Annotated in this window: 14 protein-coding genes; 10 read left to right on the top strand and 4 right to left on the bottom strand. The window is 61.2% G+C overall.

The window, feature by feature from the left end; all coding sequences use genetic code 11:
* Positions 1-147 precede the first annotated feature (147 nt).
* Genes HBO23_RS29810 through HBO23_RS29785 form a run of 6 tightly spaced genes read left to right on the top strand, consistent with a single transcriptional unit; the run spans position 148 to position 6,187 of the window.
* Entirely contained in the window at positions 148-3,069 is a 2,922-nt protein-coding gene (locus tag HBO23_RS29810) for a monovalent cation/H+ antiporter subunit A (protein ID WP_170040692.1), read from the top strand.
* On the top strand, positions 3,069-3,413 hold the full coding sequence (locus HBO23_RS29805; RefSeq protein ID WP_003192163.1) for a Na+/H+ antiporter subunit C: 345 nt from the start codon (positions 3,069-3,071) through the stop codon (positions 3,411-3,413). The genes HBO23_RS29810 and HBO23_RS29805 overlap by 1 nt, the downstream gene beginning before the upstream one ends.
* Complete coding sequence (locus HBO23_RS29800; protein ID WP_099550541.1) at positions 3,410-5,092, top strand: monovalent cation/H+ antiporter subunit D; 1,683 nt, start codon at positions 3,410-3,412, stop codon at positions 5,090-5,092. The genes HBO23_RS29805 and HBO23_RS29800 overlap by 4 nt, the downstream gene beginning before the upstream one ends.
* Positions 5,089-5,577, top strand: a complete 489-nt coding sequence (locus HBO23_RS29795; protein WP_099550542.1) for a Na+/H+ antiporter subunit E — start codon at positions 5,089-5,091, stop codon at positions 5,575-5,577. The genes HBO23_RS29800 and HBO23_RS29795 overlap by 4 nt, the downstream gene beginning before the upstream one ends.
* Positions 5,574-5,852, top strand: coding sequence for a K+/H+ antiporter subunit F (locus HBO23_RS29790; RefSeq protein ID WP_017137537.1), 279 nt, complete (start codon positions 5,574-5,576; stop codon positions 5,850-5,852). The genes HBO23_RS29795 and HBO23_RS29790 overlap by 4 nt, the downstream gene beginning before the upstream one ends.
* The gene (locus HBO23_RS29785; RefSeq protein WP_017137536.1) at positions 5,849-6,187 is read left to right on the top strand and encodes a Na+/H+ antiporter subunit G; all 339 of its coding nucleotides are present in this window, start codon (positions 5,849-5,851) and stop codon (positions 6,185-6,187) included. The genes HBO23_RS29790 and HBO23_RS29785 overlap by 4 nt, the downstream gene beginning before the upstream one ends.
* Positions 6,188-6,294: 107 nt before the next feature.
* Here the strand turns inward: HBO23_RS29785 and HBO23_RS29780 are convergent, their stop codons facing one another.
* The gene (locus HBO23_RS29780) at positions 6,295-6,753 is read right to left on the bottom strand and encodes an HIT family protein (RefSeq protein WP_017134689.1); all 459 of its coding nucleotides are present in this window, start codon (positions 6,751-6,753) and stop codon (positions 6,295-6,297) included.
* A 162-nt stretch (positions 6,754-6,915) separates the two neighbouring features.
* On the opposite strand from HBO23_RS29780, the gene HBO23_RS29775 reads away from it, so the two are divergent.
* Both HBO23_RS29775 and HBO23_RS29770 read left to right on the top strand, forming a co-directional pair.
* Positions 6,916-7,668: a 3-oxoacyl-ACP reductase family protein gene (locus tag HBO23_RS29775; protein ID WP_017134690.1), complete on the top strand. Its 753-nt coding sequence runs from the start codon at positions 6,916-6,918 to the stop codon at positions 7,666-7,668.
* A gap of 24 nt (positions 7,669-7,692) precedes the next feature.
* On the top strand, positions 7,693-8,280 hold the full coding sequence (locus HBO23_RS29770) for a TetR/AcrR family transcriptional regulator (RefSeq protein ID WP_099550544.1): 588 nt from the start codon (positions 7,693-7,695) through the stop codon (positions 8,278-8,280).
* Here the strand turns inward: HBO23_RS29770 and lepB are convergent, their stop codons facing one another.
* The 3 genes from lepB to HBO23_RS29750 all read right to left on the bottom strand — a co-directional run bounded on the left by lepB (position 8,281) and on the right by HBO23_RS29750 (position 12,373).
* The gene (gene lepB, locus HBO23_RS29765; RefSeq protein ID WP_099550545.1) at positions 8,281-8,949 is read right to left on the bottom strand and encodes a signal peptidase I; all 669 of its coding nucleotides are present in this window, start codon (positions 8,947-8,949) and stop codon (positions 8,281-8,283) included.
* A 316-nt stretch (positions 8,950-9,265) separates the two neighbouring features.
* Positions 9,266-10,654, bottom strand: coding sequence for a cysteine--tRNA ligase (gene cysS, locus HBO23_RS29755; protein ID WP_170040691.1), 1,389 nt, complete (start codon positions 10,652-10,654; stop codon positions 9,266-9,268).
* A gap of 18 nt (positions 10,655-10,672) precedes the next feature.
* Complete coding sequence (locus HBO23_RS29750; RefSeq protein WP_026013499.1) at positions 10,673-12,373, bottom strand: glutamine--tRNA ligase/YqeY domain fusion protein; 1,701 nt, start codon at positions 12,371-12,373, stop codon at positions 10,673-10,675.
* Positions 12,374-12,622: 249 nt separating this feature from the next.
* Between HBO23_RS29750 and HBO23_RS29745 the strand changes: the two genes are divergently transcribed.
* A complete protein-coding gene (locus tag HBO23_RS29745; protein WP_017134695.1) occupies positions 12,623-13,126 on the top strand; it encodes a peptidylprolyl isomerase in 504 nt (167 codons plus the stop codon).
* The gene (gene lpxH, locus HBO23_RS29740; protein ID WP_170040690.1) at positions 13,123-13,872 is read left to right on the top strand and encodes a UDP-2,3-diacylglucosamine diphosphatase; all 750 of its coding nucleotides are present in this window, start codon (positions 13,123-13,125) and stop codon (positions 13,870-13,872) included. The genes HBO23_RS29745 and lpxH overlap by 4 nt, the downstream gene beginning before the upstream one ends.
* The last annotated feature ends 184 nt before the right edge of the window (positions 13,873-14,056 follow it).

The following is a 14,056-nucleotide window of genomic DNA, read 5'->3' as shown; positions in this document are numbered from 1 at the left end:
CACGCAGAGCGTGGGAACGATCAGGCCCGAAACAATGCCAAACGGGAGATTTCGGCCTACCTTGTAGGATCCTGCCACATCTTGCCGTTTGGTGATCGAGAAAGCGGCACGTATGATGCATCCCAAACTCCCGCAGATTAGAAGCCTATGTCCCTGATAGTTCTACTGCTTCTGCCTTTTATCGGCAGCTGTCTGGCGGCCTTGCTGCCGCATAATGCACGTAACACCGAATCCCTGTTGGCCGGCCTTGTGGCCCTGGTCGGCACCATTCAAGTCGCTTTGCTCTACCCTCAGATCGCCCACGGTGGCGTGATCTGCGAAGAATTCATGTGGTTGCCCAGCCTCGGGCTCAACTTCGTGCTGCGCATGGACGGGTTTGCCTGGTTGTTCTCGATGCTGGTGCTGGGCATCGGCACACTGGTGGCGCTGTATGCGCGCTATTACATGTCGCCGGATGACCCGGTGCCGCGCTTCTTTGCGTTTTTCCTGGCGTTTATGGGCGCCATGCTCGGGCTGGTGATCTCCGGCAACCTGATCCAGATCGTGTTCTTCTGGGAACTGACCAGCCTCTTCTCGTTCCTGCTGATCGGCTATTGGCACCACCGCGCCGATGCCAGGCGCGGCGCCTATATGGCGCTGATGGTCACCGGCGCCGGCGGCTTGTGCCTGCTGGCGGGTGTGATGCTGCTGGGGCATATCGTCGGCAGCTATGACCTGGACCTGGTGCTGGCGGCGGGCGATCAGATTCGCGCGCATTCGCTGTACCCGGTGATGCTCGCGTTGGTGCTGATCGGCGCCTTGAGCAAGAGCGCGCAGTTCCCTTTCCACTTCTGGCTGCCCCACGCCATGGCGGCACCCACGCCGGTTTCGGCCTACCTGCACTCGGCGACGATGGTGAAGGCCGGCGTGTTCCTGCTGGCCCGCCTGTGGCCGTCGCTGTCCGGCAGCGAAGAATGGTTCTGGATCGTCGGCGGTGCCGGCGCACTCACCCTCCTCCTCGGCGCTTACTGCGCCATGTTTCAGAATGATCTCAAGGGCCTGCTGGCCTATTCCACCATCAGCCACCTCGGGCTGATCACCTTGCTGCTGGGCCTCAACAGCCCGCTGGCCGCCGTCGCTGCGGTGTTCCATATCCTCAACCACGCCACTTTCAAGGCCTCGCTGTTCATGGCCGCCGGCATCATCGACCACGAAAGCGGCACGCGGGATATCCGCAAGCTCAGTGGCCTGGTGCGGCTGATCCCGTTTACTGCGACCCTGGCGATGGTGGCCAGTGCGTCCATGGCCGGCGTGCCGTTGCTCAATGGTTTCCTGTCCAAAGAGATGTTCTTCGCCGAAACGGTATTTATCTCGGCGACAAAGTGGGTAGAAATCGCCCTGCCGGTGATCGCGACCATCGCCGGTACGTTCAGCGTTGCCTATGCCCTGCGCTTTACCGTCGACGTGTTCTTCGGCCCGCCCGCGACCGACCTGCCCCACACGCCCCACGAGCCACCGCGCTGGATGCGCGCGCCGGTCGAGCTGCTGGTGTTTACCTGCCTGCTGGTGGGCATCTTCCCGGCCCAGGTGGTCGGTTCGATCCTCGCCGCCGCCGCACTGCCGGTGGTCGGCGGGGTACTGCCCGAATACAGCCTGGCCATCTGGCACGGCTGGAACGCGCCGATGATCATGAGCCTGGTGGCCATGTCCGGCGGCATCGTGCTGTACCTGCTGCTGCGCAAACAGCTCAAACGTGGCCGTTTCAAATACCCGCCGATCATCAGTTACTTCAACGGCAAGCGCATGTTCGAGCGCAGCCTGGTGGTGATGATGCGCGGCGTGCGCCGTATCGAAAAACGCATCAGCACCAAACGCCTGCAAACCCAATTGTTCCTGCTGGTGCTGGCGGCGGTGGTTGCCGGGTTGATCCCGATGCTCAACAGCGGCCTCAGTTGGGGCGACCGGCCGAAGATCCCCGGCTCCATCGTGTTCGTGACCCTGTGGTTGCTGGCCATCGCCTGTGCGCTGGGCGCCGCCTGGCAAGCCAAGTACCACCGGCTGGCAGCCCTGACCATGGTCAGTGTGTGCGGCATGGTCACCTGCGTGACCTTCGTGTGGTTCTCGGCGCCGGACCTGGCCCTGACGCAACTGGTGGTCGAAGTGGTCACCACCGTGCTGATTTTGCTGGGCCTGCGTTGGTTGCCACGACGGATCGAAGAAGTCTCGCCACTGCCGAGCTCGTTGCGCAAGGCGCGCATCCGTCGCCTGCGCGACTTCCTGTTGTCCACCGTGGTCGGTGGCGGCATGGCGCTGCTCTCCTACGCAATGCTGACCCGCCAGACGCCCAACGATATCTCCTCGTTTTACCTGAGCCGCGCGCTGCCCGAAGGCGGCGGCAGCAATGTGGTGAACGTGATGCTGGTGGACTTCCGCGGCTTTGATACCTTGGGCGAAATCACCGTGCTCGGCGCCGTGGCGCTGACCGTCTACGCCCTGCTGCGCCGCTTCCGCCCGTCCAAGGAAAGCATGGAGTTGCCGCCACAACAGCGCCAATTGGCGCCGGACGTGGCCACCGACCTGGTCAACCCGCGCCAGGCCAGCGATACCGCCCTGGGCTTTATGATGGTGCCGGCGGTACTGGTGCGCCTGCTGCTGCCGATTGCGCTGGTGGTGTCGTTCTACCTGTTCATGCGCGGCCACAACCAGCCGGGCGGCGGTTTCGTCGCAGGGTTGGTGATGTCGGTGGCGTTTATCCTGCAATACATGGTCGCCGGCACCCAATGGGTCGAAGCGCAGATGAGCCTGAGGCCGATGCGCTGGATGGGCTTCGGCCTGCTTTCGGCCACCTTGACCGGGCTCGGCGCGCTGTTCGTCGGTTACCCGTTCCTCACCACCCACACCTGGCACTTCAGCCTGCCGCTGCTGGGCGATATCCACATTGCCAGCGCGTTGTTCTTCGACGTTGGCGTGTACGCCATGGTCGTCGGCTCCACGCTGTTGATGCTCACCGCCCTCGGTCACCAGTCGGTGCGAGCGCATAAACCGAGCAACCAGCCCAAGGCCGTTGCCGCAACCGAAGGAGCCGCCTGATGGAAGAAGTCATCGCAATTGCCATTGGAGTGCTGGCGGCCTCCGGCGTCTGGTTGATCCTGCGCCCACGAACGTTCCAGGTCGTCATGGGCCTGTGCCTGCTGTCGTATGGAGTCAACCTGTTCATTTTCAGCATGGGCAGCCTGTTTATCGGTAAAGAGCCGATCATCAAGGACGGCGTGCCGCAAGACCTGCTCAACTACACCGATCCGCTGCCCCAGGCCCTGGTACTCACGGCCATCGTGATCAGCTTCGCCATGACGGCCTTGTTTCTGGTGGTGCTGCTGGCCTCCCGTGGGCTGACCGGCACTGACCATGTGGACGGTCGGGAGCCAAAGGAATGACGTGGATGAATCAAATGATCGTCGCGCCGATCCTGCTGCCGTTGCTGACCGCCGCGCTGATGCTGATGCTCGGCGAAAAACGCCGCCCGTTGAAAGCCAGGATCAACCTGTTCTCCAGCATCATCGGCCTGGGTGTCGCCATCCTGCTGCTGTACTGGACGCAACAAGGCGGCCCCGGCTCGATTGGCGTGTACCTGCCGGGCAACTGGCAGGTGCCCTTCGGCATTGTGCTGGTGGTGGACCAACTGTCGGCGATGATGCTGGTGCTCACCGGCATTATCGGTGTGAGCGCGCTGCTGTTCGCCATGGCCCGTTGGGATCGCGCCGGCACCAGTTTCCACGCGCTGTTCCAGATCCAGCTGATGGGTTTGTACGGTGCATTCCTGACGGCGGACCTGTTCAACCTGTTCGTGTTCTTCGAGGTGCTGCTGGCGGCGTCCTATGGCTTGATGCTGCACGGCTCTGGCCGCGCGCGGGTGTCGTCGGGGCTGCATTACATTGCGATCAACCTGTTGGCGTCGTCGCTTTTCCTGATTGGCGCGGCGATGATCTACGGGGTCACCGGCACGCTGAACTTTGCTGACCTGGCGCTGAAAATCCCGCTGGTACCGCAAGCCGATCGCGGCCTGTTGCATGCTGGCGCGGCGATCCTCGCCACTGCATTCCTGGCCAAGGCCGGCATGTGGCCACTGAACTTCTGGCTGGCACCCGCCTACTCCTCGGCCAGCGCACCGGTGGCGGCGATGTTTGCGATCATGACCAAGGTCGGCGTGTACACCGTGCTGCGTCTGTGGACCTTGCTGTTCTCCGGGCAAGCCGGTGCATCGGCGCTGTTTGGCGGCGACTGGCTGGTGTACGGCGGCATGGCGACCATAGTCTGCGCGGCGCTGGCCATGGTGGCTGCGCAGCGCCTGGAGCGGATGGCCAGCCTGAGCATCCTGGTGTCGGCCGGGATCCTGCTGTCGTCGGTGGGCTTTGCCCAGCCAAGCCTGACCGCCGGGGCGCTGTTCTATCTGGTCAGCTCGACCCTGGCGCTGAGCGCGCTGTTCCTGCTGGCCGAGCTGATCGAGCGTTCGCGCTCGGCCAATGATCTGCCGCTGGATGAAGAAATCGACGCGCTGCCCAAGGCCATGGAGTCGTTGCACCCACGCCCCGGCGTCAACCTGGATGACGAGCAGAAAGCCGTGGTCGGCCAGGTGATCCCCTGGACCATGGCCTTCCTGGGCTTGAGCTTTATCGCCTGCGCACTGCTGATTATCGGCATGCCGCCGTTGTCCGGGTTTATCGGCAAGCTCAGCCTGTTGAGCGCGCTGGTCAACCCAATGGGCCTGGGTAACGCAGTGGATGAGCCGATCCGCCCGGCGGCCTGGGGCTTGGTGGCGCTGTTGATCTTGTCGGGCCTGGCTTCGCTGATCGCCTTCGCCCGCCTGGGTATCCAGCGCTTCTGGACGCCGGAGGAGCGCCCATCGCCGCTGCTGCGCCGCTACGAATGTGTGCCGATCTTCTTCCTGCTCGGCCTGAGCATTCTCCTGACCTTCAAGGCCGAACCGTTGATGCGCTACACCCAGGCCACTGCCGACAGCCTGAATAACCCGGAGCATTACGTGATGGCGGTGATGGCCACGCGCCCGGTGCTGAGCCCTGAGTCCAGAGCCGCCGCCCTGGAGGTGCAGCCATGAAGCGCCTGTTCCCTGCCCCATGGCTATCGCTGGCATTGTGGGTGCTGTGGCTGGTGTTGAACCTGTCGGTCAGCCCCGGCAACCTGTTGCTGGGCGCGGTGCTGGGCTTTCTCGCGCCGCTGCTGATGGCGCCGCTGCGCCCGCTGCCGGTGCGTATTCGTCGCCCCGGCATCATCATTCGCTTGTTCTTCGTGGTGGGTCGCGACGTGATCGTGTCCAACCTGCACGTGGCCTGGGGCGTACTGACGTGCGGATCCCGCCCGCCGCGTTCACGTTTTATCAAAATCCCGCTCGACCTGCGTGACCCCAACGGCCTGGCCGTCCTGTCGATGATCACCAGCGTGACGCCTGGCACAGTGTGGTCGGAACTGGCCCTGGACCGCAGCATCCTGCTGCTGCACGTGTTCGACCTGGACGATGAAGCACCGTTTATCGAGCACTTCAAACGCGCCTACGAACGGCCCCTGATGGAGATCTTCGAATGAGCCCCCTGCTCTCCAATGCAATCCTGGTCAGCCTGTTCCTGTTCTCGCTGGCGATGGTGCTGACGCTGGTGCGCCTGTTCAAAGGCCCGTCCGCGCAAGACCGGGTTCTGGCGCTGGACTACCTGTACATCCTGGCGATGCTGATGATGCTGGTGCTCGGCATTCGTTATGCCAGTGACACCTACTTTGAAGCGGCGCTGCTGATTGCGCTGTTTGGCTTTGTCGGGTCGTTCGCCCTGGCGAAATTCCTGCTGCGTGGCGAGGTGATTGAATGATGCCGTTATGGGTTGAAGTGATCGTGGCCGTGTTGCTGGTGCTCAGCAGCCTGTTTGCGCTGATTGGCGCGATCGGGTTGTTGCGCATGAAGGACTTCTTCCAGCGCATGCACCCACCGGCACTGGCCTCCACACTGGGCGCGTGGTGCGTGGCGCTGGCGTCGATTATCTACTTTTCGGTGCTCAAGTCCGGGCCGGTGCTGCATGGCTGGTTGATTCCGATTTTGTTGGCGATCACGGTGCCTGTTACCACACTGCTGTTGGCGCGCACGGCGCTGTTTCGCAAGCGCATGGCCGGTGATGATGTGCCTGCCGAGGTCAGCAGCCGCCGCTGATTGATCTGTGGGAGCTGGCTTGCCTGCGATAGCGGTGTATCAGTCAATGTTGCTGTGACTGATAGGCCCCCATCGCAGGCAAGCCAGCTCCCACATTGGTTTTTGCGTCAGGCGAACGAGCGGATGTGCGTCGCCAACGCTGCCAGTTCCCCATCATCGGCCCGCACAAAATCGTGGGATGAGATGTAACCCTCATACGCCGCAAAAAACTTGTCGACTTTGGAGCTGATGGGCTTGAACGCGCTGTCCTGCCCCGTGCCGTGCATGGGAAACAGCTTCGCATGCAGATGGTCCACGCCGTAGCCTTCGAGCATCATCCCCGTGCGCGCCACATCGGGAAACGCCCGATCAATCAGCAGTGCGGTTTTCTTGGTCGCCACAATCAGCGCGGACAACACCGCATCCGACTGCGCGAACGCGTAGCTGCCGTAATGCTGTTTGGGGATCACCACGCTGAAACCAGGCGTATTGGGGAAGATCGACAGGAACGCCATATGCTGGTCGTCTTCCCAGAGGATATGGGCCGGGGACGTCTTGCGGACAATGCTGCAGAAAATACAATCCATTCAATTCACCGTCAGTTTCAGTGTGCGAGCCGAGCCTCCAAAGGTAAGGCAAAAATGTCGCGCCCTAGTTAAAGATTAAATAATCCATAAATAGCTTGGCGCATTGGAATTGGCCTGATACGGTTTAGTGGATTTATTAATCCACTAAAAACAGGCACACCCATGACCGCTCATCTCGCACGTTTTACTGACAAAGTCGCCCTGGTAACCGGCGGCTCCCGTGGCATCGGCGAAGCCATCGTACGGCGCCTGGCGGCTGAAGGCGCGGCAGTGGCCTTCACCTATTCCGCGTCGGCTGACAAGGCGCAGGCACTGGTCGGCCAGATTCAAAGCCAAGGCGGCACAGCCCTGGCCATTCAGGCGGACAGCGCCGATGTGGTGGCGATTGCCCGAGCCGTGACCACTACCGTTGCGCATTTCGGCACGCTGAATATCCTGGTTAACAATGCCGGGATCTTGCAGCTCGGCAGCGTGGACGAATTCAGCCTGGAAGACTTCGACCGCATGTTCGCCGTGAATGTACGCGCGACATTCGCCGCCGCGAAAGCCGCGTCAGCAGTGATGCGCAGTGGTGACAGGATCATCAGCGTGGGCAGCGTCGTAGCGCAGCGCTCAGCCTTTCCGGGCTCCAGCGTCTATAGCATGACGAAGGCGGCGATCGCCGGTATGATCCGCGGCCTGGCGATTGATTTTGCCCCGCGCGGCATCACCGTCAATAACGTCCAGCCCGGCCCGACCAGCACTGACATGAACCCGGCAGACGCGCCGCATGCCGACCTGATCAAAAGCCTGGTGCCCTTGGGCCGTACAGGCACGGCTGACGAAATCGCCGGCATGGTCGCCTACCTCGCGTCTGAAGAAGCTGCCTTTGTGACCGGCGCCAGCCTGAGCATCGACGGTGGCTACCTGGCCTGACCCTTCACTTTCCAGAGGTACCCCATGGCAAGACCCCGAGCCTTCGACCGCGACCAGGTGCTGCAACACGCCATCCGCGTATTTTGCGACAAGGGTTTTGCCGCCGCCTCAACCGAAGAACTGATGCAGGCCATGGGGCTGAGCCGCCAGAGCATGTACAACACCTTTGGCGACAAACGCCAGTTGTACCTGCAGGCCATGGCCGAGTATCAGCGCACGGGCGTCGACGACCTGATCGAGCGTCTGGGCCAAGGCCCGACACCGCTGCAAGGCCTGCACGACACCCTGAACTCCTTCGCCACCCGCGCCCTTCGCGAAGGCACGGCCGGGTGCATGGGCGTCAATGCGATCTGTGAGTTTGGCCAGGAAGATGAGGAAATCAATCAGCTCACCGCACACAGCGCCGAGCGTTTGCGCCGTGCATTTGAGCAGACCCTGAGATGTGCGCAGGAACAGGGTGAACTCGTTCCCGGCACCGATTTGCCGGCCGCCTGCGACTTTCTGATGGCCACCCTTAGCGGCATGAAGATTGCCGGTAAGGGCGGCGCTAGCGTCGAGCAGTTGGCTAACATCGCAGGGTTTGCAGTTCGCGCACTGGGCGCCAAGGCGTAATTACAGGATCGGCGCGCCGAAGCGGTTCAAGCGCGGCATCCAATGATCGAGGATTTGCGCAGATGCCAGCACATGATGCGCGTGCCCGATCAACAAGCGGCGTGGCACAAAGCCGATGTAGCGCGAGTCATCGCTGTTGTCGCGGTTGTCACCCAGCATGAAATAACTGTCGGCAGGCACCGTGACCGGGCCGAAATTTCGCAATGCCCGAACCGTGGGCATGAACTGAATGCTGCGCTGACTGTTGCTCGCATGCTCGATCAGCTTGATACCCGGCACTGTCTGGCCTGGCACGATCGGTTCGCTGATGTCCTGCCCATCACTGTAGGTAGCCGGCGTGCCGTTGACCCACAGCACTTCATCTTTCATTTCCAGGGTATCGCCGGGAATGCCGACGATGCGTTTGATCAAGCGCATGCCGTCCTTGGGTGACGAGAAGGTCACCACATCACCGCGTTTAGGGTCATCCAGCTTGGCCAGGGATATATCCGTGAGCGGCAGCTTGAGGTCATACGCCACACGGTTGACCAGCACCACATCACCCTCCAGCAACGTCGGGCGCATCGACCCGGACGGGATGGGGTTCCAGTCGGCCAGGGAGGTGCGGAACACGCCGAAGCACAGCCAGAAAAGGATGACGTAACGGTAGCGGCTTAACCAACTTCGCATACAGCCTCGCACTAAAAAAAGCGGCGCAGACAGCCGCCGGCAAACCCAGGGTAACATTTGGCAATACTCGCTTATTACACCGGAGGATTAAATTAACATTAGCGTTACGGCCTGCATTGATCGTCCCCACGCTCTGCGTGGGAATGCATCCCTTGACGCTCCGCGTCACCTTGCACAGGGCTTGAGGTGTTTGCCAAAAGCAGGACGCAGAGCGTCCAGGGCGGCGTTCCCACGCAGAGCGTGGGAACGAGCCACGCTTGCACAATAAAAAACGCCCCGAACCAGTCGGGGCGTTTTTTTATTCAGGGTTTACCGATCAAGCCTGATCAGCCAACCGCCACGTTGTGCCGCCCTTCCCGTCTTCCAACACCACACCCATCGCGGTCAGTTGGTCACGGATACGGTCGGACTCCGCCCAGTCTTTGCCTGCACGGGCAGCCAGGCGCGCTTGAATCAACGCGTCTACTTCAGCGGCATTTACACGCCCTTCGGCGCCGGCTTGCAGGAAGTCATCGGCTTCCATCTGCAGTACACCCAACACGCTGGCCAGCTCTTTCAAGCGCGCAGCAAGCCCTGCGGCTGCATCAAGATCACTCTCACGCAGACGGTTGATCTCGCGCACCATCTCGAACAGCACCGCGCAGGCTTCCGGCGTGCCGAAGTCGTCGTTCATGACCTCGGTAAAGCGTGCCACGAAGGCTTCGCCGCCGGCCGGCGCCACGGCAGGCAGGCCTTTCAACGCATGGTAGAAACGCTCCAGGGCGCCTTTGGCGTCCTTGAGGTTGTCTTCCGAGTAGTTGATGGCGCTGCGGTAGTGGCTCGACACCAGCAAATAACGCACCACTTCCGGGTGGTACTTTTCCAGCACGTCGCGGATGGTGAAGAAGTTGTTCAAGGACTTGGACATCTTCTCGCCATTGATGCGGATCATGCCGCAGTGCATCCAGGCGTTGGCGTAGGTCTTGCCGGTGGCGGCTTCGCTTTGGGCGATTTCGTTTTCGTGGTGCGGGAACTCAAGGTCGCTGCCGCCGCCATGAATGTCGAAGGTCTCGCCCAGGCAGCAGGTGGACATCACCGAGCATTCGATGTGCCAGCCCGGACGCCCGGCGCCCCACGGCGATTCCCAGCTCGGCTCGCCGGGCTTGGTGCCTTTCCACAGCACAAAATCCAGTGGATCCTGCTTGGCTTCGTCGACTTCGATACGTGCGCCGATGCGCAGGTCTTCGATTTTCTTGCGCGACAACTTGCCATAACCCATGAACTTGGCGACGCGGTAGTACACGTCGCCATTGCCTGGGGCGTAGGCGTAACCCTTGTCGATCAGGGTCTGGATCATGCTCAACATGCCCGGAATGTGATCCGTGGCGCGCGGCTCCATGTCCGGTTTGAGGATGTTCAGACGCGCTTCATCCTCATGCATCGCGGTGATCATGCGCTCGGTCAGCACATCGAACGGTTCGCCGTTCTCGCGCGCCCGGTTGATGATCTTGTCTTCGATGTCGGTGATGTTGCGCACATAGGTCAAGTCATAGCCGCTGAAACGCAACCAACGGGTCACCAGGTCGAAGGCAACCATGCTGCGGCCGTGGCCGATGTGGCAGTAGTCGTACACGGTCATGCCGCACACGTACATGCGCACCTTGTTGCCGTCCAGCGGCTTGAAGACTTCTTTGGTCTTGCTGAGTGTGTTGTAGATCGTTAGCACAACGGCTTCCTTAGAGAATCACTGGCCCCACGAATCACGCAAGGTCACGGTACGGTTGAAGACCGGATGACCAGGTTTGGAGTCCTTGATATCCGCGCAGAAGTAACCTTCGCGCTCGAACTGGAAACGGTCTTCCGGCTGTGCGTCGCCAAGCGATGGCTCGGCACGACAACCCGTGAGAACTTGCAGGGAGTCAGGGTTGATGTTGTCCAGGAAGCTGGCGCTGTCTTCAGCCTTCTCAGGGTTCGGCGAACGGAACAGACGATCGTACAGGCGCACTTCGCACTCGATGCTGGCAGCAGCCGGCACCCAGTGAACGACGCCTTTGACCTTGCGGCCTTCAGGGTTCTTGCCCAGGGTTTCCGGGTCGTAGGAGCATCGCAGTTCGACGATGTTGCCATCGGCGTCCTTGATCGCTTCATCGGCACGGATCACGTAGCTGCCGCGCAGGCGCACTTCGCCGTTAGGCTCCAGGCGCTTGTAGCCTTTCGGCGGCTCTTCCATGAAGTCATCACGGTCGATGTAGATTTCACGCGCGAACGGCAGCTTGCGCACGCCAAGTTCTTCTTTCTGCGGGTGACGCGGCAGTTCGAGGTGGTCGACCTTGTCTTCCGGATAGTTGGTGATCACGACTTTCAACGGGCGCAATACGCACATGGCACGCGGCGCGTTGGCGTCCAGGTCCTGACGGATGCTGAACTCGAGCATGCCGTAATCGACCACGCCGTCGGAGCGGTTGGTGCCGACCATGTCGCAGAAGCTGCGGATCGACGCCGGGGTGTAGCCGCGACGGCGGAAACCCGACAGGGTGGACATGCGCGGGTCATCCCAGCCATGCACGTGCTTTTCGTCCACCAACTGCTTGAGCTTGCGCTTGCTGGTGATGGTGTAGTTCAGGTTCAGGCGGCTGAACTCGTACTGACGCGGGTGCGCCGGAACCGGCAGGCTGTCGAGGAACCACTCATACAGCGGGCGATGGCTTTCGAACTCCAGGGTGCAGATGGAGTGGGTGATGCCTTCGATGGCGTCCGACTGACCGTGGGTGAAGTCATAGTTCGGGTAGATGCACCACTTGTCACCGGTCTGGTGGTGATGGGCGTGGCGGATGCGGTACATGATCGGGTCGCGCAGGTTCATGTTCGGCGAGGCCATGTCGATCTTGGCGCGCAGCACGCGGGCGCCGTCCGGGAACTCACCGGCGCGCATGCGGTTGAACCAGTCGAGGTTCTCTTCTACCGAACGGTCACGGAACGGGCTGTTCTTGCCCGGCTCGGTCAGCGTGCCACGGTATTCCTTGGCCTGCTCCGGGGTCAGGTCGTCGACGTAGGCCTTGCCGGCCTTGATCAGCTCGACGGCCCAGTCGAACAACTGGTCGAAATACTTGGACGCATAGCGCACTTCACCGGACCATTCGAAGCCCAGCCACTTGATGTCGCTTTCGATGGCGTCGATGTATTCCTGGTCTTCCTTGGCCGGGTTGGTGTCGTCGAAACGCAGGTGCGTGACGCCACCGAACTCCTGGGCCAGGCCAAAGTTCACACAGATCGACTTGGCGTGACCGATGTGCAGGTAGCCGTTGGGCTCTGGCGGGAAGCGGGTGACGATCTGCGTGTGCTTGCCCGAATCCAGGTCCGCCTGGATGATCGGGCGCAGGAAATTGACCGGGACGGCAGGTCCGGCCTTGGAATTCGAGGTAGGGTCGACAGTGGGCTTGCTCATAGGATCCTTGAACAGACAGGTTCGTGGCCGGTTGGGGCCAGATAAAACAAAGGCGATATCATAGCCGATGCTGTCAAGTACCTGACAGAGCAGCACCGAAAACTGCTGCATTTAATGCACCGGCGGTAAAAAACCACCTCGAAATTCCTGCCGGGCACGCTAAACTGCGCGCCTTGGCACACATTTAGCCAAACCGGTAGCGGCGCCTTGGCGTCCAAACCCACGAATTCCCTGAAAAGAGTAGTGAACATGACTCAAGTCAAACTGACCACCAACCACGGTGACATCGTCATCGAGCTGAACGCCGAGAAAGCGCCGATCACCGTCGCCAACTTCATCGAGTACGTGAACGCCGGCCACTACGAAAACACCGTTTTCCACCGTGTCATCGGCAACTTCATGATCCAGGGCGGCGGTTTCGAGCCAGGCATGAAAGAAAAGAAAGACAAGCGTCCAAGCATCCAGAACGAAGCGGACAACGGCCTTTCCAACGACAAGTACACCGTCGCCATGGCCCGTACCATGGAGCCGCATTCGGCCTCCGCGCAGTTCTTCATCAACGTCGCCGACAACGCCTTCCTCAACCACAGCGGCAAGAACGTGCAGGGCTGGGGCTACGCGGTATTCGGTAAAGTCACCGAAGGCCAGGACGTGGTCGACAAGATCAAAGGCGTGTCCACCACCTCCAAGGCCGGTCACCAGGACGTTCCAGCAGAAGACGTGATCGTCCAGAAAGCCGAGATCGTTGGGTGATATTGCTGATTTCAGACTTGCATCTGGAAGAGGAGCGCCCGGATATCACCCGGGCGTTTCTGGATCTGCTCCACGGCCGCGCCCGTGGCGCCCAGGCGTTGTACATTCTGGGGGACTTCTTTGAAGCCTGGATTGGCGACGATGGGATGACCGCCTTCCAGCGTTCCATCTGCGAGGCTTTACGCGAGCTGAGCAACAGCGGCACCCCGATTTTTATCATGCATGGCAACCGCGATTTCCTGATCGGCAAGGCGTTCTGCAAAGCCGCAGGCGCTACCTTGCTCAAGGACCCGAGTGTCGTGCAGTTACATGGCGAGCCCGTGCTGTTGATGCACGGCGACAGCCTCTGCACCCGCGACGTCGGCTATATGAAGCTGCGGCGCATTCTGCGCAACCCGATTGTTTTGTTCATTCTGCGGCACTTGCCGTTGCGCACCCGCCACAAGCTGGCGCGCAAGCTGCGCAGCGAGAGCCGTGCGCAAACGCGCATGAAGGCCAACGATATTGTCGATGTGACGCCCGAGGAAGTGCCACGGGTGATGCAGCAGTTCGGCGTGCGCACCCTGGTCCACGGCCATACGCACCGCCCCGCCATTCATAAACTGCAGATTGGTGACCAGGCGGCCAAGCGTATTGTGCTGGGGGATTGGGACAAGCAGGGTTGGGCGTTGCAGGTGGATGAGCAAGGGTTTGCGCTGGCGGCGTTTGACTTCGTCAACCCACAGTTGGCGTTGCCCGGCGCATAACCCTGAGACACAGAACGCTGGCTTGTGTGGGGTTTGGCTTGTGTTGGAGCTGGCTTGTGTGGGAGCTGGCTTGTGTGGGAGCTGGCTTGTGTGGGAGCTGGCTTGTGTGGGAGCTGGCTTGTGTGGGAGCTGGCTTGTGTGGGAGCTGGCTTGCGGGGGAGCGGACGTGAGTGGGACTGCGGGC

Origin of the sequence: Pseudomonas sp. WS 5532 (genome assembly GCF_012985445.1) — a bacterium.
Lineage (GTDB): Bacteria > Pseudomonadota > Gammaproteobacteria > Pseudomonadales > Pseudomonadaceae > Aquipseudomonas > Aquipseudomonas edaphica.
This window is presented reverse-complemented; position numbering and strand designations above follow the sequence as displayed.

Coding starts and splice junctions, on each gene's coding strand:
- HBO23_RS29770 (WP_099550544.1), top strand. CDS start 7,693: ATGGCAAGACCCCGAGCCTTCGACCGCGACCAGGTGCTGCAACACGCC.
- lepB (WP_099550545.1), bottom strand. CDS start 8,949: ATGCGAAGTTGGTTAAGCCGCTACCGTTACGTCATCCTTTTCTGGCTG.
- HBO23_RS29795 (WP_099550542.1), top strand. CDS start 5,089: ATGAAGCGCCTGTTCCCTGCCCCATGGCTATCGCTGGCATTGTGGGTG.
- HBO23_RS29810 (WP_170040692.1), top strand. CDS start 148: ATGTCCCTGATAGTTCTACTGCTTCTGCCTTTTATCGGCAGCTGTCTG.
- HBO23_RS29775 (WP_017134690.1), top strand. CDS start 6,916: ATGACCGCTCATCTCGCACGTTTTACTGACAAAGTCGCCCTGGTAACC.
- HBO23_RS29785 (WP_017137536.1), top strand. CDS start 5,849: ATGATGCCGTTATGGGTTGAAGTGATCGTGGCCGTGTTGCTGGTGCTC.
- HBO23_RS29750 (WP_026013499.1), bottom strand. CDS start 12,373: ATGAGCAAGCCCACTGTCGACCCTACCTCGAATTCCAAGGCCGGACCT.
- HBO23_RS29790 (WP_017137537.1), top strand. CDS start 5,574: ATGAGCCCCCTGCTCTCCAATGCAATCCTGGTCAGCCTGTTCCTGTTC.
- HBO23_RS29745 (WP_017134695.1), top strand. CDS start 12,623: ATGACTCAAGTCAAACTGACCACCAACCACGGTGACATCGTCATCGAG.
- HBO23_RS29805 (WP_003192163.1), top strand. CDS start 3,069: ATGGAAGAAGTCATCGCAATTGCCATTGGAGTGCTGGCGGCCTCCGGC.
- HBO23_RS29780 (WP_017134689.1), bottom strand. CDS start 6,753: ATGGATTGTATTTTCTGCAGCATTGTCCGCAAGACGTCCCCGGCCCAT.
- HBO23_RS29800 (WP_099550541.1), top strand. CDS start 3,410: ATGACGTGGATGAATCAAATGATCGTCGCGCCGATCCTGCTGCCGTTG.